At 29.8% G+C, this 22,255-nt stretch carries 19 protein-coding genes; 5 read left to right on the forward strand and 14 right to left on the reverse strand.

Going from position 1 to position 22,255, the window contains the following annotated elements; all coding sequences use genetic code 11:
- Positions 1 to 134: 134 nt before the first annotated feature.
- The 3 genes from LL038_RS13640 to LL038_RS13650 form a co-directional block, all read right to left on the reverse strand.
- Complete coding sequence (locus LL038_RS13640; RefSeq protein WP_216121849.1) at positions 135 to 1,403, reverse strand: bifunctional diguanylate cyclase/phosphodiesterase; 1,269 nt, start codon at positions 1,401 to 1,403, stop codon at positions 135 to 137.
- Positions 1,404 to 1,531: 128 nt separating this feature from the next.
- Positions 1,532 to 3,154: an aspartate 4-decarboxylase gene (aspD, locus tag LL038_RS13645; RefSeq protein ID WP_216121851.1), complete on the reverse strand. Its 1,623-nt coding sequence runs from the start codon at positions 3,152 to 3,154 to the stop codon at positions 1,532 to 1,534.
- Positions 3,155 to 3,221: 67 nt separating this feature from the next.
- Entirely contained in the window at positions 3,222 to 4,073 is an 852-nt protein-coding gene (locus LL038_RS13650; protein ID WP_216121853.1) for a DUF1186 domain-containing protein, read from the reverse strand.
- 255 nt (positions 4,074 to 4,328) lie between these two features.
- On the opposite strand from LL038_RS13650, the gene LL038_RS13655 reads away from it, so the two are divergent.
- Positions 4,329 to 4,976 (forward strand): hypothetical protein, encoded by a 648-nt coding sequence (locus LL038_RS13655; RefSeq protein ID WP_216121856.1) that lies wholly within the window; start codon positions 4,329 to 4,331, stop codon positions 4,974 to 4,976.
- Positions 4,977 to 5,058: 82 nt separating this feature from the next.
- Here LL038_RS13655 and LL038_RS13660 read toward each other — a convergent pair whose 3' ends face one another.
- From LL038_RS13660 to LL038_RS13695, 8 genes are all read right to left on the reverse strand, one after another.
- Positions 5,059 to 5,268, reverse strand: a complete 210-nt coding sequence (locus LL038_RS13660) for a hypothetical protein (protein ID WP_216121858.1) — start codon at positions 5,266 to 5,268, stop codon at positions 5,059 to 5,061.
- A 105-nt stretch (positions 5,269 to 5,373) separates the two neighbouring features.
- Positions 5,374 to 6,105 carry a 2,3-diphosphoglycerate-dependent phosphoglycerate mutase gene (gene gpmA / locus LL038_RS13665; protein WP_216122150.1) on the reverse strand — a complete coding sequence of 244 codons (732 nt, stop codon included), beginning with the start codon at positions 6,103 to 6,105 and terminating at the stop codon, positions 5,374 to 5,376.
- A 219-nt stretch (positions 6,106 to 6,324) separates the two neighbouring features.
- A complete protein-coding gene (locus LL038_RS13670) occupies positions 6,325 to 7,188 on the reverse strand; it encodes a sugar ABC transporter permease (RefSeq protein ID WP_216121860.1) in 864 nt (287 codons plus the stop codon).
- Between the two features lie 11 nt (positions 7,189 to 7,199).
- Entirely contained in the window at positions 7,200 to 8,129 is a 930-nt protein-coding gene (locus LL038_RS13675; RefSeq protein ID WP_216121862.1) for a carbohydrate ABC transporter permease, read from the reverse strand.
- 56 nt (positions 8,130 to 8,185) lie between these two features.
- The gene (locus tag LL038_RS13680; protein WP_216121864.1) at positions 8,186 to 9,457 is read right to left on the reverse strand and encodes a sugar ABC transporter substrate-binding protein; all 1,272 of its coding nucleotides are present in this window, start codon (positions 9,455 to 9,457) and stop codon (positions 8,186 to 8,188) included.
- A 356-nt stretch (positions 9,458 to 9,813) separates the two neighbouring features.
- Positions 9,814 to 10,803: a methyl-accepting chemotaxis protein gene (locus LL038_RS13685; RefSeq protein WP_216171701.1), complete on the reverse strand. Its 990-nt coding sequence runs from the start codon at positions 10,801 to 10,803 to the stop codon at positions 9,814 to 9,816.
- 16 nt (positions 10,804 to 10,819) lie between these two features.
- A complete protein-coding gene (locus tag LL038_RS13690; protein WP_216121869.1) occupies positions 10,820 to 11,851 on the reverse strand; it encodes an FIST signal transduction protein in 1,032 nt (343 codons plus the stop codon).
- A gap of 159 nt (positions 11,852 to 12,010) precedes the next feature.
- Positions 12,011 to 13,015, reverse strand: a complete 1,005-nt coding sequence (locus LL038_RS13695) for a LacI family DNA-binding transcriptional regulator (RefSeq protein WP_216122152.1) — start codon at positions 13,013 to 13,015, stop codon at positions 12,011 to 12,013.
- A 257-nt stretch (positions 13,016 to 13,272) separates the two neighbouring features.
- Between LL038_RS13695 and pgmB the strand changes: the two genes are divergently transcribed.
- A complete protein-coding gene (pgmB, locus tag LL038_RS13700; RefSeq protein ID WP_216121872.1) occupies positions 13,273 to 13,929 on the forward strand; it encodes a beta-phosphoglucomutase in 657 nt (218 codons plus the stop codon).
- 26 nt (positions 13,930 to 13,955) lie between these two features.
- Positions 13,956 to 16,265: a family 65 glycosyl hydrolase domain-containing protein gene (locus tag LL038_RS13705; RefSeq protein ID WP_253200221.1), complete on the forward strand. Its 2,310-nt coding sequence runs from the start codon at positions 13,956 to 13,958 to the stop codon at positions 16,263 to 16,265.
- A 99-nt stretch (positions 16,266 to 16,364) separates the two neighbouring features.
- Here the strand turns inward: LL038_RS13705 and LL038_RS13710 are convergent, their stop codons facing one another.
- The gene (locus tag LL038_RS13710; RefSeq protein WP_216121874.1) at positions 16,365 to 18,824 is read right to left on the reverse strand and encodes an EAL domain-containing protein; all 2,460 of its coding nucleotides are present in this window, start codon (positions 18,822 to 18,824) and stop codon (positions 16,365 to 16,367) included.
- Between the two features lie 167 nt (positions 18,825 to 18,991).
- Positions 18,992 to 19,627, reverse strand: coding sequence for an FMN-dependent NADH-azoreductase (locus LL038_RS13715; protein ID WP_216121876.1), 636 nt, complete (start codon positions 19,625 to 19,627; stop codon positions 18,992 to 18,994).
- Positions 19,628 to 19,837: 210 nt separating this feature from the next.
- On the opposite strand from LL038_RS13715, the gene LL038_RS13720 reads away from it, so the two are divergent.
- Positions 19,838 to 20,152 (forward strand): winged helix-turn-helix transcriptional regulator, encoded by a 315-nt coding sequence (locus LL038_RS13720; protein ID WP_216121878.1) that lies wholly within the window; start codon positions 19,838 to 19,840, stop codon positions 20,150 to 20,152.
- 190 nt (positions 20,153 to 20,342) lie between these two features.
- Positions 20,343 to 21,044: a ferric reductase-like transmembrane domain-containing protein gene (locus LL038_RS13725; RefSeq protein ID WP_216121880.1), complete on the forward strand. Its 702-nt coding sequence runs from the start codon at positions 20,343 to 20,345 to the stop codon at positions 21,042 to 21,044.
- Here the strand turns inward: LL038_RS13725 and LL038_RS13730 are convergent.
- Positions 21,041 to 22,207 (reverse strand): AI-2E family transporter, encoded by a 1,167-nt coding sequence (locus tag LL038_RS13730; RefSeq protein ID WP_216121882.1) that lies wholly within the window; start codon positions 22,205 to 22,207, stop codon positions 21,041 to 21,043. The genes LL038_RS13725 and LL038_RS13730 overlap by 4 nt on opposite strands.
- Between the last annotated feature and the right edge of the window lie 48 nt (positions 22,208 to 22,255).

Genomic DNA, 22,255 nt, shown 5'->3' on the forward strand with positions numbered 1-22,255 from the left:
TATATAATTATCTTTTTTCACCTAATCACTTAATACTCGTTTATTGTATATAATACTTTATTTTTTTACATAAAAGTCTTATATAACACACAATTTCAACATTCTACTATCCATTGGCTGCAACTAACATTATTTTAAAATAGCTTATTATTAATATAGAAGCTATAAGCATTGCCGCCTTTTTTCTTAGTAAAATACATTGCTCTATCTGCATTATGAATTAGCCCTTGCGTACTGTCAGATCCATCAGGATAAATAGTAATTCCTATGCTTATATGTACATCCAAATTGACATTATTCCATTTTACAGGCTTATTCACAAACTTAAGTATTCTATCGGCAATCATTAAAACGTCTTCTTTACCCTTTATAAAAGGTTGAATCACGAGAAACTCATCTCCACCAAACCTACCAATTATATCAGTCTTTCTTACAGCTTCTTGTAGTCTTTTTGCTACTTGTTTCAAAACTTCATCCCCTGCATTGTGACCATGAATGTCATTTATTAATTTAAATTTATCTACGTCAAAAATTAATACTGCAAATTTATTTTTATTTGCTTTTGATTGGTTTAATATTTTTTCAAATTGATACATAAAAAACCCTCTATTTGGTATCTCTGTTAAAGCATCATAGTTTGCAAGGTACTTTATCTTTTCTTCAGATTCTTTCCTCTGCGTAATGTCACGAATAATATGAATTCGAAACAATTCACCGTTTATTTCTGTAGTCTGTGAGCTTACTTCTACAGGAAAAGTTGTGCCGTCTTTTTTAACATTGATACCTTCATACACTATTCCTTCTGAAGCGGAAATCTCCATTTGTGCCTGATATTCCTTCATAGTTGAAGGCTCTCTTAATTGTTGTAATCTCATATTATGAAATTCTTCGCGAGAGTAACCATATTTTTCTACCGCAGTTTTATTTGCATCAATAATACTTCCATCTGATTTAAGATAAATGATTATATCCATTGCATTCTCAAACAGTATAAAGTATTTTTTTAACACTTCATTAGCTTTAATAATATCTGTAATATCATTAAATAAAATAATAAACTGACCTTTAGTTGGACTAATAATATTAACTTTAAAATGTTTGTCTACACTTTTAATATATATATTTTGTTTTATACTTTTACCACTTAGTGCAACTTTACCGCATGTTTCAATCCATTTTGAATCTATATCAGGGTATACTTCTTTAATTGTTTTACCTATAATATTTCTTTTCACTCCAAACATATCTTCAAAAAAATTATTAAATTCTAATATTTTAAAACTTATCGCTACTCCATCAACTCCACAAATAACCTCATTCAGCAGAAAACCCTCTTCCAAAGAATTAAACAAATTATTAAAATATCTTTCGCAATCACTACCACATACGTAACGTTTAAACATTTCTATTCAACGCTCCCTTCATCATAGAATTATGTTTTAAATATATTTGAAATCAATAGTTTATTTTAGAAAAGGCATAACAAAACATTGCTATACCTTCTTTGTAAACTATGTATAATATTAACTATCTAATTCTTCCACTCCGTCACATATTCCTCAAGTATCTTATGGAGTACTTTTCCTATTTTACTGTAATGCTCATCATCAAGATTTGCTAATGATATTCTAATTGACCATTCAGGTCCATGAAATCCACCACCACTAAGTAACACTATAGAAGATTCTTGTGCTAAACGGAAAAGAATATCCACAGGTTTATATTTTTTTTGCAAATACTTTGCAAATTCATCACCATAATAATTACATGCCCACTCTAACAAATCAAATTCTGTATAATATGCTGCATCCAGCAGATCGCATCGAAGTTCTAAACCCAACCCTTCAAATAAAAGTTTTTGCCTACGATGGCAAATATCTTTAGTAAGCTGCTTATATTTATTTTCTTTATCAATAAGTGCAAATACGGAGAAAAAAGCCATTTGTATTTGTTGTGGTGTTGATAAACCTGCAGTATGGTTTAGTGCTACTTGCCTACTATCTGCTACTATTCTATCAATAAAAGGGATTTGTTCAGGATTAGTTGATAATGTTGAATAACGTCTCCTAGCCCTTTCTTTTTTATCTTCAGGTAATTCTCTTAATAATTTATCAAATACATTATCTTCATAAAGAGCAATAGTCCCAAGGCGCCATCCTGTTACTCCAAAATATTTAGAAAAAGAATATACTCCTATTGAATTATATGGCAAATCAGCTACTAATGAACGGAAATTATCAACAAAAGTACCATAAACGTCATCTGAAATAATCATTAAATTAGGATTATCTTTTTTAACTATACTTTTTATAAGTTGAATTGTTTCAGATTTCATTGCTACAGACGGAGGATTGCTTGGGTTTACAATAAACAAAGCTTTTATAGATGGATCCCTAAGTTTTTCAATTTGATCATTAGGGTATTGCCAAGTATGGACTCCATCAGAAGTCGTCTCAGAGGCTAAAAGCTCTACAACATCAAAATTATAACGTGGTAAATGTGGAATCTCAAGGTAAGGAGTAAATATAGGTGCCATTAAAGCAACTTTATCACCAATAGATAGTATATTATTAGCAATCAAACTATCAAATATATAACACATTCCAGCCGTCGCACCTTCTACAGCAAACAAATTGAATTTTCCAGCCATTGGTGAGTTATAACACAATTCCTGAATAAGATAATCGTGAACAACTTTTTCAACATGTACAAGCATTCTATCAGGTTCTGGGTAGTTATCTCCTATAATTCCATCTGCCAGTTCATATACCCAATCATCTTGATCAAATCCTTTAGATATTATTCCATAATTAATAATATTTTCGAGAAGATCAATTCCTGGATAAGTAGAATTTTCTCTAATAAAATCTCGAAATCGATTTGCAATCCCTTTTTTTTCTGGCATCCCAGCAAGATCCTTATTATTCCATACTCTACGTGTTTCTAAAACTGAAAAAAGACCAAATGTAAAAAAAGCTTCCCGAGGAGTTGCTGCTGTCCAATTGGGATTACCCCTGCCTGCATCTAGTAATGCATGTGCACCCTTTTCTTTTGATTCTTCTGCAAGGCTAATTAGTTTATTCTTAAGTTCAAATGGACTTACCTTACCATAGATATGTTCTATTTCTTTACGCTTGACATCAAGTGTATCCATATTTCTCCTCCTCCTCATATAGCAATATAGTTAGTATTAGGAATTAATACTGTTTTATTCTATAGTACTATTTTTTTCTCTGCTTTTTTTTAGTAGCCTTTACTTGTTTTTTCTTGTTTTTACTTTTCCCTTTATTTAACTTACTAACTCCTAACATAAATTGAGATTTAGAGTCATTATTTTTTTTAGCAAAACAATCCCAGCATCCTAGTTCTGCTATAGTATCATTAAAAAACGAATACCCTTCATCTTTCAAATTCGAGAACTTTGTTATGTCATGTATTTTAATAGCGACCTCTACTTCTTCTAAAGATATACACTCCTCATCAACTAATTCATCCGCGTAAGCTTTTTTTATATATTGATTTAATTCGCTAGGACCTGCATCACAAGAATCGTATATAAGTTCATTCCAAACTTGTGAAAATTCACGTTCAAGTTTTCCTTCAAATAAACTCTTATAGTATTCAATAACTTCCTCTTGAGATATAACCCCTTCGCCTAGGAGTGCAATAAAGGATTTAATAGCAGCACTTCTAACATACTCATTAACGCTACTATCTTCCACTAATTTTTTTAATGGCTCTGTATCACTTCCACAAACTGATGCTAAAATTCTATGTAAATCCTCAGTAAGGTACTCACGATAAATATCACTAGAAATTTCATTTTGTATACTAATCAAATCTATAATTGGTTTAAGGCTCCTCTTTTCTTTAAACTGTGCTAACAAAAATATTGCATATATGTGTGCAAAATAATCAGGTTTTTCTAGAATCTCTTCATAATTATCTTTAGCATTTTCTAATATTTCAATTAATTCAGGTATAAACTCATCCCTGCGATTTATTATCTCTTTTAATTGTGCTTCGGGAAACTCCCCATTATTATATTCGATCTCTTTAAGTAATTCTTTCATAAAATAAAACTCCTTCTTCATTTAATTTATTCACTACATTATATCTTATTTTTTGCCCAAAATTTAAAAAACGATAAATTATTACACTATTCGATATTTGATGACTATAGGTAGCTTTAAAAATTAAAATATATACATAGATGTCGCCTTGTTTACACCTTCTAAAAATTGTAGTATATTATATACTAACTACAATAATTTTATTATTGAAAACTTATCTAAATTATTTAAAATTTATACGAAGGGGTGATAACCATGGAAAATTTTACAGCACTAAATTATACTCACCTTGAGGATATTAAATTTAATATATCTGACTTAGAAAATTCATATTACGGTGGCAGTCAGTATTGGTTCCCAAAAAAACTTAATAAACTTAGTGGTTGTGGTCCAGTTGTTGCTGCTAATATAACTGCATATTTAGCTCAAATATTCCCAGATAAATATAGCAATTTATACCCGTATAAGGGTATTATCAATAAAAATGATTTTATCCTGCATATGATCGAGATCAGAAAATATGTAAAACCAGGAATCTTTGGACTTACCTCTGTTCAGCAATTTTCAGATAATGTTTTAGATTTTGCAAAAAAAAGAAATGTATCTTTAACACCTCATATTTTAGATTATAGTGCTAATAGTATTGATGAAGCCGTAACCTTTATTTTAGAAGCTTTATCACAAAGACTTCCAGTGGCCCTCTTAGTTCTTAAACATCCAGTAAAGGAATTTAAGGAATATGCCTGGCATTGGATGACTATAACTGGCCTAGAGCTAAATTTAAAAGACAATATATATTACATCTCGGTATCCACCTATGGTGAACATCGAGAGATAAACTTAAATATGCTTTGGAATCAAAGACGTGCAAAAGATATAATTAGGCTTGCATATTTCATCTAAGAGTTAACCTTTTATAATCTCATTAACTAATATACAAAATAAAACAGGCAAATTCAAGTAATTAGCCTGTTTTTATTATAACTTACAAAAAATTTATGATTTTATATGTTCCATCACTATTGTCTTCTGACTTATCTTTTTTACTTCTAACTTTGCTCCCATTTTCTAATGACCCAATATCAGAATGTTTTTTAATAAGTTGATCTTTTATACTATGGCTTTCTGCTATATTATTTAGGACCTCCATAACATCATTGTTTTCATTATAATATATGTTGTTATTATTTGACATACAAATCCCTCCTCATTTCTTTAAAGCATAGTATTATTTTAGGCTTTTTTCACCGCTGTAATACTATGAAATTTTTGGAATTTATATGTTAAATCATCTTTACATTTATAAATTTTTAGAAATTTTTTCCTCTGGTAATTCACCATCTATTCCTAAATAATAGTGACGAATCGGCTTTAAATTATCATCCAATTCATATACAAGTGGGACTCCGGTAGGTATATTCAAACTTACAATATTGTCACTTGATATATTATCAAGATATTTGACTAAAGCCCTTAAAGTATTTCCATGTGCAGAAATTATAACCTTCTTACCTACTTTTATTTGGGGTACTATCTCTTGAAACCATTCTACCATAACCCTCTTTATAGTATCCTCTAGACTTTCAGTTTTAGGGATTTCCTCTTCTCTTAATGCTTTATATTTTAACTCCGATCCAGGATACCTTTCATCCGTAATCGAAAGTTCTGGTGGCCTTACATCTACGTATCTTCTCCATTTATGGACTTGTTCATCTCCATATTTTTGTGCTGTCTCAGCCTTATTTAATCCTTGAAGTGCTCCATAATGCCTTTCATTTAGTTTCCATGACTTATATACAGGAATCCACATTAAGTCCATCTCATGCAGAGCAATCCAAAGTGTTCTAATTGCCCTTTTTAATACAGAAGTATATGCTATGTCAAAAATATACCCATTCGCCTTAAGTATTTGACCAGCCTTTCTTGCTTCAATTAGCCCATTCTCTGATAAATCTACATCTGTCCAACCAGTAAATCTGTTTTCTTTGTTCCAAAGACTTTCACCATGTCTTATTAATACAAGTTTAATCAACATAATCACTCCCTACTTAATTAAATATTTCTATTATCAACCTATGATAAACTACCTCTTAGTGCTTCTTTTTATTTTAAATATAAAATAATAGATTATGCTTATTATAACACCACTTGCTTATGACTTTATACTCAAAAATATAATACAGTAAAAAATAAGCTAAAAGTTTTGGCGTTAAACTAATACCATACTTTTAGCTCCTATATTTTGATTATTCTAGCCCTTCACACTACCTACTGTAAGCCCGCCAACAAGATATTTAGACAAACATACAAATAATATCATTACGGGGACAGCTGTAATTAAAGCACCTGCTGAATATATACCCCATGCAGTTGAAAATTGTCCTTGCATACTTACAAGCCCAACAGGCAACGTTAATTTTCCTGCGTCATTTATGATTACACTTGCCACTATATACTCAGACCAAGCTGCCATAAATGAAAATAACGCAGATAATGCAACAGCTGGTTTTGCAAGTGGTAATATTATTTGATAAAAGGACCTAAATATTGAAGCACCATCTACATAAGCACTCTCTTCAAGAGACTTCGGAATGGTATCATAGAATCCCTTCATCATCCAAATATTAAATGGAATTGCTGTAGATACGTAAATTACTGCCAATGCAAAATAATTATTTGTCATATTTAACTTAATTATCATTAAATATAAAGGTAACAAAGTCATAGCTAATGGAAACATCTGAGTAACTAAGAGCAAAGATAATCCCATCTGTTTACCTCTAAATTTAAATCTAGAAAATGCATACCCGGCTGTAACAGAAAGAATTATACTAAAAGCGCAAGAGAAAGTTGATACAATTAAACTATGAATAAGCCAGTTTAACATATCATATTGTATAAACGCTTGCTTAAAATTATCAAACGTTGCATTCGCAGGTATTATACTTAAAGATTTGGTAAATAATGCATCTGCCGGTCTTAAAGATACTGTTAATATCGTTAAGATTGGATATATAGAGCATATACATGCAATTATTAAAATTGCATATATTAGTATTATCTTTAAAGGAGAATCTCCTCTGTTAAATTTTGCTTTAAATTTATTATTTTTCATGCCTTTCACCTCTAATCTTCTGATTTTTGAGCTCTAATAAAGAAGGTACTAAATGCTAATAAAATCAAGAATATAATTACCGAAAGCGCTGCTGATTGACCATACCTGAAATATTGGAACGCTCTCTTAAATACCATAGTTATAAGAATCTGAGATTCATCTGAAGCTGAACCACTCGTAATTATATATATTATATTAACCATATTAAATGTCCATACTGTTCCAAGGACTATAGCAGGAGTGAGTATTGGTTTTAAAAGTGGTAAAGTTATGCTTTTGAATTTTTGAAAACCCGTTGCTCCATCAAGATCTGCAGCTTCATATAATTCTTCTGGAATACTTGAAAGTCCGCCAAGTGATATCATCATCATAAAAGGAATTCCAAGCCATATATTAGTTATTATGCAGCCTACAAATGTCCAGTTTGGTACAGATAACCACGGAATAGCTGCCGCATTACCAAACATGTGAGTTAAAATAATATTAACAGAACCATATTCAACATTGTACATACCTTTCCAGGTCATTGCAGCAATATATTGTGGTATTGCCCAAGGTAAAATAAGCAAAATTCTTATAAATGCTTTACCCGGTAATTTTCTGTTTAAAAGTACAGCGAAAAACAATCCAAAGGTAACATGGAAAACCACATTAATAAAAGTCCATAATATAGTTCTTATTAATGTTGAATAAAATAGACTATCACTAAGTATATTTTTGTAATTATCAAGACCAATCCAAGGATAATTCTGACTTTTTAAATTTAGTAAAGTTACATTCTTAAATGAAATTATAATTTCATATATAAGTGGATAAGCAACAACAAGTAATAAAACTATACCAGCTGGTGCTAAAAAAAAGAAAGGTGTCATCTTACCTTGTCCTATTCCTAAACTAACATTGCCTTTTTTCTTTTTTAATTTTTCAACAGTCCCCTTCACGACAAAACTCCTTTCTTTAAAATAAAAGAGGATTTCTCCCCTTTTTAAAAGATATTTTATAAACCTAAAGCTTTAATTCCTTCCTCAGCTTTTTTTTGCATAATTGCTCCTGCATCCTCAGGTTTCGTTTTTCCTGACAATACATTTTGCTGAACTGGTTTAATAGCATCCCAAATAGCTCTCATTTGTGTAATGTTTGGCATTGGTGTAGCTTTAGTCAATTGATCCTTTTGACCTACTATTAATGGATTTCCAGTAATCTTAGCATCTTTTATAGCCTCAAGATTAGTCGGAATTTGTTGATGTGCATCAACCATCTGTAACTGCGCATCTTTTGAGTTTACAAACATAAGGAATTTCTTGACTGCAGCTAGTTTATTTGCATCCTTTACTCCCGCAGATACTGTGTATCCTTTAACAGCAGAATAAGGTGCTGGAGATTTACCATTTATCGTAGGTATTGACATTATGCCTAAATCAATTCCAGCTTTCTTATAATCTGCAAAACCCCATGGTCCGTTGATTATAAATGCAGCTTTTCCACCTTTGAATAAATTATCAGCAACTGTTGCATCAGATTCTTTAGGAATTAAACCTTCACTGTGTATTTTTTTCATGAAAGTCATCCACTGAGTAACAGCTGGTGTATTTAGTGTTGGTTTAGGTGAAGTCGCATTAACATCATCAAATACTTTACCACCATAAGCCCCTAAGAATCCAATTGAGAAAAATGGTTCAACTTCATTAAATACTAAGCCATAATCAACTTTACCATCTTTTTTAAGTTGTAGTCCCATTGCTTCTAATTCTTCAAAAGTTTTAGGTGGAGTTTTCACCAATTTTTTATTATAAGAAACCAAAACTTCATTACCATTTCTATCTGGAATCATATATTGTTTTCCTGTAAACTTGCCAGCCTCTAATGTGCTTTGATCCAAAGTTTTCATAAAATCTGCTCCAACAATAGTATCAATAGGTTGTACTAAACTACCTGGAACAAATACTCCAAGGTTATCATTTGGTGATAATACAATATCCGGTCCTGTTGTACCTAAAGATGCCGTTGAGAAATTTTTTCTTAAATCTTCAGTCTCATAATGTGTTCTTTTAACTGTTATCGTAGGGTTTGCAGTGTGAAAATCAGTAATTAATTTATCAAGTGTCTTTTGTGCACTCGCATCATCCTGTTCCCAAAAAGCCAAACTTACTGGCTTACTTGAATCTACTGATGATGATTTATCAGCCGCCTTACTACCACACCCTGCAAGTGTTCCTACTACCAATGTTGATATCATTGCAATAGCTAAAATTGATTTAATCTTTTTCATTTCTTTACCCCCCTAAAATTTGTGAAAATAAAAATTCAGGAATTACTTAGATGCTTTTTAATTGAGTTATCATTTATAAAAGATTTGAAAACGTTTGTAATTATCTATGCAACCGTTTGCCTAAATTTATTTTACTATTAATTTCTTTATATGTCAAACTGAATTTTTAAAATAATTATTTTATTTTTAAGTTCTAATTTACCATACTCAACAGAATTATTATCGCTCCTTTTTTTGCGCAAACGAATGCATAAAATGATAAAAATATATACATGCTTGCATAATAATGAATATTATACAAGCATGTATTATGTATTTGTTTAATTAGATTAATTATTTATATGTATAATGACTACTTAATGGTTACTTTCATTTTGCTCACTAAAAATACTAATTTGATTTAAGTGATTCAAAATTTGAAGATAGTAATCTGACTTTATTTGAACTGATGAGATAAGTTTTTCAAGATATTCTCCTTCAGTTTTAGAACGCTCACCAACGTTAGTCAAATTTTTACTTATTTGCTCTATTTTTTGAATATTTAAATTTTGTGACTCTTCAACTTCTTGCATATGTCCATGAACACCATTTTCGGCTATTACAATATTATCTAAAAGACTAATAGACTTATCAATATTCTGGAGTGTATTCGTCATAACTGTTTTGCCTTCAACAGATTTGTTATTTAATGAGCCCATAATAACATCCATATTTTTTAATGCATCCATTATGTCTGTTGCACTATTTTTAGTGGATTGAGATAATTTTTTAATCTCATTTGCTACAACAGAAAAACCACGCCCAGCTTCCCCTGCACGAGCAGCTTCAATGGAAGCGTTCAATGAAAGAAGATTAGTTTGACTGGCAATACTCGTAATAATTGTTGCAAAATTGTTAATATTAGTATATTGGCTTTGCATTTGGCTAAAAAGGTTTAATAAACTTTCAAATACTGTAGAAACATTATTCATTTCCTTCGCCAAATTATTAATCCCAGACTTAGCGGAACTAACCTCCTCCGATGAATGGCTTAAACTACTAAAAACTGTAGATACTTGCCTTTGGGTATCATAGGCATTTTGGGATAATAATTTTAAATAAGCTTCTACTTCTTCAATTTGGTTTGTTGTACATCCAGTACCATTTAGAAGATCAGAAAAACCGAAAGTAATTGTGCCTTCTTCTTTAAGTAAATTATGAATTTGTATATTAGTTTGGTTCGCTAGTTCAAAAATTTCTTCTAAATTTTTAAAATCCGATGATTTAGAATTTGGTTCATTCAATAAATTATATGGTTGAACCTGCTTATTTGGGCTCCCATTTTTATTTTTAAATTTTAATAACATGTTATTATGCCTCCTATTATTCTACTAGTAACAGTACCATAGTTTGATTAAAGTGATTTTGATAGAATTGTTCACCATAACTAACAAATCCTGTTTGATTTTCACATAAAGATAGGAGGTTCGAACTTACATTTCCCCATAAATTTTTATCTAAAAACATTAAAGAACGAAGAATACAATTTATTGATAAAACAAAACTAGGTTTAAACACAGCAGATGTCACTGTTTCCTTCATAACTAAATTATAATTAGCAGGCTGTAAAACTTCAACGAAGGTATTAGGGAGTACTTGGCAATAAAATGTAATTGATTTATCCGGATTAACCTTCATAGGTGATGCTATATAAATTTTATCTTTAGAAACTTTCCCTAGGGGATTATTCATGAAATGATTAGGTAAATCAGCTTCCTTAATTCCTAATATTTTGGCATACTCTACAGTCGCTAAATTATTATTAAAAGTTTTTACAGTACGTTTAATAGGATCTGCATCAGTAACCAACATTTTTTTTCCTGAAGGGATATAAATATTTTCTTTAATTAGCTGTGTTCGTTTTTTCATATCAAAGAAAATAGCAACACTAGGTACTTCTTTCTTACCAATATAAATCAGAGTTTTTTCAAATTTAAGATTATCGCCAGCACTTCCTCCAATAATTTTAAAATTAGGGTCTGCAAAATAAAAAGTAGTAATTATACTTTCTTCCATAGCAGCTAGACCATCACATAACAACAGAGTAAAAGCATTAGGATTATTTTTTACTTTTTCATATGATTTTTTTAGCTGATGAAGACTTTTGGCCGGTGGATACATTATTTCAACAATTTCAGCAATATCTGACTCATATGAAAAGCCCGTAATTACATTATCTTTATATCCTTTAGGAGAAAATTCACCCGATGTTGAGCAAAGAATAACGTTATCTGGGGCAGTTGTAGATAAACTTTTAATTAATGGAATACCTGCAAAAATAACAAATGAAAGGTCAGGATGATTCCCTATATAATCAATAGTTTCTATAGGGGTAGAGAATAAAAAAGAGTTCATTAATTTGCGCCTCCTATGAATTTATAAAAATAATTCTAACTATTTCCATCATTGTAAATAGTTTTAATTGTTTTTATAATTTAACTAAATTATAATATAATTCATTAAAATGTTCAATATAAATATAATTTGCTCTTACAATAAAAAAACTCTAGATATCTAGAGTTTTTTTGTTGAATCTCTTTCTACTAATTTTGTATCAATAATATAATTATTGATATCTTGTTTCTCATTCTCTAATTTGTTTATTAATAGCTTAACTGCATAATAGCCTAATTTTTCAGAATTGATATCAACTGAAGATAATGTTGGGTTTCGAAAGGCTGCAATTGGTGTATTATTAAAACCAATAATTGAAATATGCTGGCCCTCCACTTCACTTATGGCTTTTGATGCACCAAAAGCTATTAAATCATCAGTGGTAACAACAGCTGTAGGTCTCCCTTTACTTAAGATTCTTTTCATAGCATCATACCCACTGTTTTCTGTAAACTCAGCTACTTGGACCATATTTTCATCAAGCTTTTCCCCGATATTCTCCATAGCTCTTGTGTAACCTTCTAACCTATTTATAGTTACATTAAGTGTAGGTGAACCTCCTATAAATGCAATCTTTCTCTCACCCTTTTGTATAAGATAATTGACAACACTGTACATAGCATGAAAATTATCATTATCAACCCATAAAACCCCCTCGGCGTTTTCTGGTTTACCTATTACTACAAAAGGATAATCTGCTTCTTTTAGATAAGCAATGCATTTATCATCCTTTCGAGCTACAGACAAAATAATTCCATCAACCCTTCTACTATTTATCAAACTTGTTATGTGTTCTACTTCTTGGTCTTCGTTATTACTGTATGTATACATGATATAATATCCTTTTTTCTGAGCATAATGACTTATGCCTCTCATAATCTGAATAAAAAAAGGATTAACAAATAAATCTTCATCAGTGTTAGGTAATATAAGTCCTATAGTCTTTGTTGTTTTACTAACTAGGCTCCTAGCTATTGCGTTAGGATGGTAATCTATTTCCTTCATTGTTTTATATACTCTTTGTTTTGTTTCATCGCTAATTCTAGGATTATCTGCAAGTACTCTTGAAACTGTTGATGGTGATACATTTGCGAGCTTTGCTACATCTTTTATAGTTACTGACATGTTACCTTCACTTCCCAGTTTGTAAAAATATTCTACGCTTATTATATTATTAATTTTGATATTAATCAAGGTAACTCATGCAAATAGTGCCACATTCTAAAGTAGCTAAATAGAATGATAGTTTATGTATATTACAACGATAATGACGTTAATAAAAAATAAATTAAATTATTTTGTGCAAACGCATTCACAAATACATAATTTTATATTATTATATAAATATAGATGTCAGTAAAATAAAAATAAAGGAGACTTATATGCGAAGCATTAAAGCAATGATATTTGATTTAGATGGCGTATTAGTTGATACTGCTAAATATCATTATTTAGCATGGAAGAGACTAGCAGAAGAATTAAACATTGAATTTTCTATAGAAGACAACGAAAGACTAAAAGGCGTAAGTAGAATGAAGTCACTAGAAATCATACTGGAGATAGGTAGTATTACATTAGATAATGATGCAAAAATTAAACTAGCAGATAAAAAGAATATCTGGTATGTGGAATATATCTCTAAACTAACCCCCGCTGATATTTTCCCTGGTGTTATAGCCTTTTTAAAAAGCATTAAAATAAATAGACTAAAAATTGCCTTAGGTTCTGCAAGCAAGAACTCTATGCTTATCCTTAACAACTTAAAATTAACGGATTATTTTGATGTTATTATTGATGGCACAAAAGTTTCTAGTGCAAAACCAAATCCCGAAGTCTTCTTAAAAGGTGCACTAGCACTAGAAGTATTACCTTGTCAATGTATAGTCTTTGAAGATGCCCAGGCTGGCATCGATGCTGCTATCAATGCTGGAATGTACTGCATTGGTATTGGTTCTAAAAATATACTAAAAAAAGCTAATTTAGTCCTTTCGGGATTTTCTAATATGACTTTTGATAAATTGGAACTATTAAGTGATTAACTACGAGACTAGCAAGGGGGATTTTAATGAAACATTATTATGAACTTGACGAATGGAACATTATTGAAAAAGGATTTGATTCTGATAATAACGAAATATCTGAGAGTATTTTCAGCTTAGGTAATGGGTTTATGGGACAACGAGCAAATTTTGAAGAAGACTATAGCGGTAATTCTCTTAAGGGTAACTATATAGCTGGAGTTTATTATCCTGATAAAACAAGAGTTGGTTGGTGGAAAAATGGATACCCAGAATATTTTGCCAAGGTTTTAAACTCAACAAATTGGATTGGAATAAACATTAAAATTAATGATCTTACTTTAGATCTTGCTAAATGTAGTGTTCATGAATTTAAAAGAGTTTTGAATATGAAAGAAGGATATCTAAAAAGAAGTTTTGTGGCTACGCTAAAAAATGGAAATGAGATTGAAATAAATGCTAAAAGATTTATAAGCATGACCAGAAGTGAGATAGGTGTTATAAAGTATTCTATTAGGTTATTAAATTTCAGCGGCAAATTAGAAGTTTCACCTTACCTTGATGGAAACGTTGTGAACTGCGATTCAAACTATGATGAAACGTTTTGGGATGAGACTTCAAAAGGTGTTAAACCATATGAAGCATATGTGATGTTAAAAACTAAGAAATTAGATTTCCACATATGTACAAGCATGACTTTCGAGTTAACTAAAAATGGTGAAATAATTAAACCGATTATAACGCTTAATGAAAGCGAAAAATATGTTTCAAATACTGTCTCAGTCGATTGTTATAAAAACGATGAACTTATAATTTATAAATATGTTGCAAATACCTCATCAAGATATTATGAAACAACAGATTTAATTAAAATAACTAGAGAACTTGTTAGCATTGCTAAAAAAGATGGATTTGAGATGCTTCTAGAGGAACAATCTAATGCTTGGAGTGAAAAGTGGAGAGAAAGTGATATAGTTATAAAAGGTGATGTATCTGCTCAGCAAGGCATCCGATTTAATATATTTCAATTAAATCAAACCTATACTGGAGAAGATTACAGACTAAACATAGGTCCAAAAGGTTTCACAGGTGAAAAATATGGTGGTGGAACCTACTGGGATACTGAAGCTTACTGCATTCCTTTCTATTTAAGTACAGCAAAGGAAAAAGTGTCAAAGAATCTTTTATTATATAGATATAACCAATTAGGCAAAGCCATAGAAAATGCAGAAAAATTAGGTTTTAAAAATGGAGCAGCATTATATCCAATGGTTACAATGAATGGAGAAGAATGCCATAATGAGTGGGAAATAACCTTTGAAGAAATTCATAGAAATGGAGCCATAGCTTATGCTATATATAATTATGTAAACTACACTGGTGACAAGTCTTACCTTTGTGAATTTGGTCTTGAGGTGCTTATAGCTATATCAAGATTCTGGGCTCAAAGGGCAACTTTTTCAAGCAAAAAAAATAAATATGTAATTTTAGGTGTTACTGGACCTAATGAATATGAAAATAATGTAAATAATAATTGGTATACTAATAAAATTGCATGTTGGACTCTACAGTATACCCGAAGAGTTATAAATTATCTAAGTGAACACGAAAGTAAAATATTAGATGAACTAAAATCAAAGGTTAATTTTAAGGATGATGAGATAACTAATTGGAAAAATATAATTAAGAACATGTACTATCCTAGTGATGAAAAACTTGGAATTTTCCTTCAACAAGATGGTTACATGGATAAAGAGCAAATATTAGTTAAAGATCTAGATAAAAAAAATATTCCAATAAACCAAAACTGGTCATGGGATAGAATACTTCGGTCATGCTTTATAAAACAAGCTGATGTACTTCAAGGTATTTATTTATTTGAGCAGGAATATGACATAGCCACAATTAAAAGAAATTTCGATTTCTATGAACCAAGAACTGTACATGAGTCGTCCTTGTCCCCATGTATTCATACAATACTCGCTGCTAAAATTGGGAATTATGAGAAAGCTTATGATATGTATTTAAGAGCCTCTAGACTTGATCTTGACAATTATAATAATGACACAAAAGACGGCTGTCATACAACTAGCATGGCTGGAACTTGGATGGCAGTTGTACATGGTTTTGGCGGGCTTCGAGTTATTAACAATAAGTTAATTCTAAACCCATTTATTCCAGATCATTGGTCCTCATGTTCCTTCAAAATAATGTTTAGAGGTGCACTTTTAAATATTAAATTTACTAAAGAAACCCTTCAAATACAAAATGAGAATGAAATACCCGTAAACTTATCAGTCTATGAAAATGATTATTATTTAACTGGAAGTGACTTATTAGAAGTTAAACTACCATAGATATAAATCCTTTTCTACAAAATTAATTATATTACAAAAGGTATAGCAAAACTCTGCTATACCTTTTCTTTAGTTTCTATTTATAATCCTAGTGGCATTTCATTTATAAATTTTTTTCATTAGCTCTTCTATTTTCTTTGCAGGCATCGGTTTATAATAATAATAACCTTGAATTTCATCGCACCCTTCCTTTCTCAAAAATTCTATCTGCTCCTTTGTCTCTACCCCTTCAGCAATTACCTTTAATTCTAAATTTTTAGCTAATGCAATTATAACCTTAATAATTGCTTCATCTTTATTGTTTATATTTATACCTCTAACAAACGAAATATCTATCTTTATTTTATCAACTGGTAATTGTTTAATATAATTTAAAGAAGAGTATTCTGTGCCAAAATCATCTATTGCAATTTTTACCCCAAGTTGTTTTAATTGTTTTAAAGATTCAATGATATACTCTGTTTCCTTCATGATTATATTTTCTGTTATTTCTATTTCCAAATCATTTGGATCAAGACCTGTTTCCTTTAAAATTAGAACAATATCTTCAATTATTTTTGTGTTTTGAAATTGATTCACTGAAATATTAACTGCTATAGGTACATTTAAAATACCCTTATCTTTCCATTCTTTGTTTTGCCTACATGCACTTTTAAGTACCCATTCACCTATTGGTAAAATCAAACCTGTCTTTTCAGCTATGTGTATAAAATCTATTGGATTTACCATTCCAAGTTCTTTATTGTTCCACCTTATTAATGCTTCTAGACCAATTATTTCACCTGTTATTAAACTAATTTGTGGTTGATAAAATAATTCTAGTTCATTTCTCTCTATTGCCCCAAATAACCTTTTTGTTAACTTCATCTCTTCAACTAAGCTCTCTTTGATAACTTCAGTACAAAGTTGAAATTTGTTCCTACCTTTTTCTTTTGCCTTATACATTGCGATATCAGCATTTTTTATTAATGTTTCTACATCACTACCATCTATTGGATAAATGGACCCACCAATACTAGTAGTTATATATAAATCAGTATTATCTATTATAAAAGGTTTTTTAAGATCAGTAAGTATTTTTTCTGATACAGCTTTAATCTCCTCGTTGTTTTTTATATTTTGAATCAGAATAAGAAATTCATCTCCTCCAACCCTACAAACTGTATCACTTTCCAACATTGTATTTATTAACCTCTTTGAAACCATTTTTAAAAGCTCATCACCTTTTGCATGTCCCATTGTGTCATTTATCCTTTTAAAGGAATCTAAATCAAGGAATAATACCCCTAGGAAACTTTTACTTAGATCCGCATTAAAAATTCCCTGATTTAATCTATCAATAAATAATGCTCTATTTGGTAACCCCGTTAAGAAATCATAATAAGCTAATTCTTTAATTTTAAATTCCATATGTATACGTGAACCTATTTCACACTCGAGGTCTTCATTAGAACTACTTAACTCCCTAGTTCTCTCCCCTACCTTAATTTCAAGTTCAGCATATGATTTCTTCAGTTTTTGCTGAACAAGTTTAATTTCAGATATATCCTGAAAAATGCAAACAATCCCGAGCGAATCTCCCCACTCATCCTTTAAGACTGAAGAAGACAAAAGTATTGGCACTTTATTATTGTTACTTTGTAAAACTTCAATTTCAAAACTACTACAGTCCGTTAATTCAGATAATTCTATTGTATCTGGGAATAAATAATTTATAGGTTTATTAATTATCATACTTTTATCATAACCTAATAGTTCAATCGCCCCTTTATTAATATCTTTTATAATACCCTTATGATTTGCAATAATTAATCCTTCACTCATTATTTTCATAACATCTAGAGCAAAATTTTCAGGGTTAAGGTCCATTAATTTGTATTTTTTAATAGAATACCATACTCCAATTACAGGTATTATAATAAGTATAATACCAATGCATGGCATAAATGGCCTTCTAATCATTGGAATTAGACTATCTGTAATTCCACCTGCAACAACTGTAATAAAAGTTGTTACCAATATAAGTTTTGCCTGTTTTCTCTCCCTTACTATTTCTGAATTCCTCCACCATTTAAATAATAAGAATATAACTAAAATCATATAAGAAAACCAATATATATTGAAAAAGTTCGACCAAATAAACCCCTTATTTTTTGATGATATATAAGCCCAACCTAATTTTGTTTCAACAAAATTTTGTGATGTTTCTGTATGTAAAACATAAAGATAAACAGATATTATTGCTGGTAAATATAAAATTATATGAGCGAATTTCTTTTTTAAAAAAGCACCTTTATTAGTTAAAATAATTATAAAATGTAAAAATAGGCAATAAAAAATCACCCAAAATAATGTAGAATATAAATAAAAATCACTTGCAGCTTTAGCACTCCTTGAACAATTCATCAAGAAGAACATAAATGACCATAAAGCCAAATTTATGGCCATTACAGAAAATAGTTTATTTAACTTATTTTTCGAATCATTTAAAAATGTAATAATACCCAAAATTACATATGTAATTCCACATAAAAAATATAAAGTTGTTAAAATAACCATGTATTACTCTCCCCCAGTTAGTCCTGTTTCTAATTCACTTATAAAGTATACCATAATACTTACAAATTTTATCTATGCTTATCTTTTAAAATCAACAAAACTCCCCTTCTTAAATTTAAGAAAAGGAGTTTTGTTGTATTAATTAACAGAATAATTATACTTACATATTAAAATTTTAGTGCTACTTTCCTTGCTTCATTTATAGCATTTTTCTTTATTTCATCTGCTTTATCTGGAGCCTCATTCATACCTTCTACAATAATTGATTTTTTATCTGTAATTCCAATAAAACTTAATATTGTATTTATATATCTGTCTCCTAATTCAAGATCAGCGGCAGGTCCAACAGAATAAACTCCACCTCTAGCCTGAATATGAACTGCTTTTTTATCAGTTAAAAGTCCAACTGGTCCATTTTGTGTATATTTAAATGTCTTATTAACTATACATATATTATCTAAATACGCTTTCATCATTGGAGGTATTGTGAAATTCCAAAGTGGTGTAACAAATACATATTTATCAGCAGCTATAAACTGATCTAATAAATTACCCATAGCAGATACTTTATTCTGTTCTTCTTTATCTAACTTTTCAAATGTAACTCCTTCTCCAAGTTTTCCCCAAGCACTGAATACTACCTCATCAATAAATGGAACCTCTGTTTTATATAAATCTAAAGTTATTATTTCATCAGATGGATTAGATTCTTTATAAGCTTCTAAAAATTCATTTCCTACAGCTAAACTAAACGAATTTTCCTTAGTTTTTGGATTTGCAGTTATATATAATAATTTTGACATTTTTACATTCCCCTTTTCACTCTTTAATATATTTTTTTAATTTAAATAATTAGTATTGTTTTAATATTAATTTTGTATGCTCTAATCTTTTGTTACATAAAGTAACTTGTATACTTTATGTAATTTGATTACTTTATGTTGTTATAATACATTAACATACTTACTTTTGTCAAGTAAGTATGTTAAAATAATTATAGGAGATGATTTAGTATGGATAAATTTCATTTATGTCCAAGATTTGAGGCAGCTTTTCAAATTTTAGGAAAACGATGGACTGGATTAATTATACGTTCCTTATTAAGTGGTTCAAAAAGATTTTCAGAGCTACAAGAGATTATTCCAGCTTTAAGTTCTCGTGTACTTACAGAAAGGTTTAAAGAATTAGAAGAACTAGGCATTATTACTCGTAGTGTTTACCCAGAAATGCCTGTACGTATAGAATATGGACTTACCGAGAAAGGCAAAGACTTAGAAAAAACTATGGATGAAATCCAAAAATGGGCAGAGAAATGGCCTGATAAGTAATTATTTTTATATACCCTCTAAAAAATTAGAGGGTATATTTATTTTTTGATTATATAAACATAGTAAACATATCATTTTATTAACAACTTTATATAAAAAAACATAATTTGTTATTGACTTCATGAAATTAATAAAGTAGAATGGTTTTGATAATCATTATCAAATAAGAAGTTAACAGAGGAGTTTTTACATGATTTTTATCTATTCTTTAATTTTCGTTTTAATTTTATCGTTATTTTTTACATCAAACATCAAAAAAAATTATTGGACTTATTATTTAATATCCATATTTATTGGAATCATTACTACTGTTTATGAAGTTCTTAGAATAACCTCAGGCGTCAAACTTTCTGGCTTTCCTCTCTACCTAGAAAAAATATTTATAAGAGGTTATATTTCCATAGCATTTTTTATTTTAGTAATGTTTGCAGGCGCCCTAAATACCAAATGGAAAATAACAAGAAAACTCCAAAGCATAAGGGCGGAACTCGCAATTATGGCCTCTATCTTTATAATACCTCATGCTCTTATTTATTTTGTTCGTTTTATCGTACTTAAACTTCCAAAAATGTTTAGCACAGGTGTAATACCAAAATTATATATAGCTTATATTATTGTTGGGATTATTGCATTTGTTATAATGATTCCCTTATTTATTACCTCATTTAAAAGGATCAGACGCAAAATGCAAAGCGTGAAGTGGCGAAAATTGCAAAAACGAGCATACATATTTTACTTTCTAGTGTACGTACATATCCTGATTATAATGTTAAATGAAAAAGAAATTGATCTATTAAAATTAAGTACTTATACAATTATATTTGGCGCATACACAATTTTAAAGTTAATTAAATATAAAACTAACAGACAAGCTAAATTAAATTATCTTTAGTTATTAGTTTTCTCCATATGATAGATGTACCATTTGCTAATTAATACTTTAAAAGAAGCAGCAACTGGTACCGCTATCATCATACCTATAAGTCCCCATACACTTCCACCTATTATAATTGCAAGCATAGTAAATACCGGATGTAGTCCCACACTGTCTCCAACAATTTTCGGTGCAAGTAATTTATTATCTACCTCTTGGACTACAATCATGCCAACAACTGCCCATACTGCTCTAATAGGTTGTCCACTTAGTAACGCAATAATTACTGCCAGGATAGTTCCAACAACAGGCCCTATATATGGTATCATATTACAAATACCTGCAATAATTCCTATTATTAAAGCATAATCTATTCCAACGAAATACAATACGATAGCTGATAAAACGCCTACAATGCAAGCCTCTAATAATTGACCTCTTATATATTTATAAAAAGTAATATCTATAATTGATAAAACTTCTTTTAATTTATTTCCTACTTTACTTTTCCCAAATATGAGATTAAAAGTTTTTTCCCATAAATCCATAAAGTATTCCGAGTCTTGTATTAAATATATACTCAATACTAAAGCTATAAAAAATGAAGCTATATTGCCACCTATAGATAAAACAGAATCTGTCATTACTCCTATACTTGTCGTAAAATATGTCTGAACATACCCTACAATTTGAGTTATTTTATCATTTAGATTTCCTAACATCGAAATATTTGAGTTTTGTAATTTCTTAGTGATTGAACTAACTGACAATGCTGGGTTATTTAAATATTTGGTAAGATAGTCTGTCATATTAGTTATAGTTATATTATTAGAAAGCTTTCCACCAATCATAATATATATTCCACTAATAAGGGCACCAATACCAGCTATTGCCAAAATATAAATTGCTAAAATTCCTACTAATCTTCTAGGAGCAGCTCGTTTAAATATCTTTCTCTTTTTTAAGAAATTTTCAATAGTTTTCACCCCTGGCTTCAACAAGTACACAATTACTAATGCCATAAGAAGTGGTTTTACAAGTCCAATAATTTTCCCTATAAAGCTCGATAAAAAAGAAAATATAACACCTATATCATTAAAAATTGTTATGCCCATATAAATTAAAAGCACTGTCCCCGCGGCATATAAACAGTATTGTAATAATTTCTTATCTATTTTCATTTTTGTCCCCTTCTTAACTATTTTTCATTTTATATTTTTCTTCTATAG

The sequence above is a fragment of the Clostridium estertheticum genome, assembly GCF_026650985.1.
Classification (GTDB): domain Bacteria; phylum Bacillota; class Clostridia; order Clostridiales; family Clostridiaceae; genus Clostridium_AD; species Clostridium_AD estertheticum_C.

Excerpts from the sequence above, each read along its gene's own strand:
- LL038_RS13720 (WP_216121878.1), top strand. The coding sequence starts at position 19,838 with ATGGATAAATTTCATTTATGTCCAAGATTTGAGGCAGCTTTTCAAATT.
- LL038_RS13730 (WP_216121882.1), bottom strand. The coding sequence starts at position 22,207 with ATGAAAATAGATAAGAAATTATTACAATACTGTTTATATGCCGCGGGG.
- LL038_RS13655 (WP_216121856.1), top strand. The coding sequence starts at position 4,329 with ATGGAAAATTTTACAGCACTAAATTATACTCACCTTGAGGATATTAAA.
- LL038_RS13705 (WP_253200221.1), top strand. The coding sequence starts at position 13,956 with ATGAAACATTATTATGAACTTGACGAATGGAACATTATTGAAAAAGGA.
- LL038_RS13680 (WP_216121864.1), bottom strand. The coding sequence starts at position 9,457 with ATGAAAAAGATTAAATCAATTTTAGCTATTGCAATGATATCAACATTG.
- LL038_RS13670 (WP_216121860.1), bottom strand. The coding sequence starts at position 7,188 with ATGAAAAATAATAAATTTAAAGCAAAATTTAACAGAGGAGATTCTCCT.
- LL038_RS13650 (WP_216121853.1), bottom strand. The coding sequence starts at position 4,073 with ATGAAAGAATTACTTAAAGAGATCGAATATAATAATGGGGAGTTTCCC.
- LL038_RS13640 (WP_216121849.1), bottom strand. The coding sequence starts at position 1,403 with ATGTTTAAACGTTACGTATGTGGTAGTGATTGCGAAAGATATTTTAAT.
- pgmB (WP_216121872.1), top strand. The coding sequence starts at position 13,273 with ATGCGAAGCATTAAAGCAATGATATTTGATTTAGATGGCGTATTAGTT.
- LL038_RS13695 (WP_216122152.1), bottom strand. The coding sequence starts at position 13,015 with ATGTCAGTAACTATAAAAGATGTAGCAAAGCTCGCAAATGTATCACCA.
- LL038_RS13685 (WP_216171701.1), bottom strand. The coding sequence starts at position 10,803 with ATGTTATTAAAATTTAAAAATAAAAATGGGAGCCCAAATAAGCAGGTT.
- aspD (WP_216121851.1), bottom strand. The coding sequence starts at position 3,154 with ATGGATACACTTGATGTCAAGCGTAAAGAAATAGAACATATCTATGGT.
- LL038_RS13690 (WP_216121869.1), bottom strand. The coding sequence starts at position 11,851 with ATGAACTCTTTTTTATTCTCTACCCCTATAGAAACTATTGATTATATA.
- LL038_RS13715 (WP_216121876.1), bottom strand. The coding sequence starts at position 19,627 with ATGTCAAAATTATTATATATAACTGCAAATCCAAAAACTAAGGAAAAT.
- LL038_RS13660 (WP_216121858.1), bottom strand. The coding sequence starts at position 5,268 with ATGTCAAATAATAACAACATATATTATAATGAAAACAATGATGTTATG.
- LL038_RS13710 (WP_216121874.1), bottom strand. The coding sequence starts at position 18,824 with ATGGTTATTTTAACAACTTTATATTTTTTATGTGGAATTACATATGTA.
- LL038_RS13725 (WP_216121880.1), top strand. The coding sequence starts at position 20,343 with ATGATTTTTATCTATTCTTTAATTTTCGTTTTAATTTTATCGTTATTT.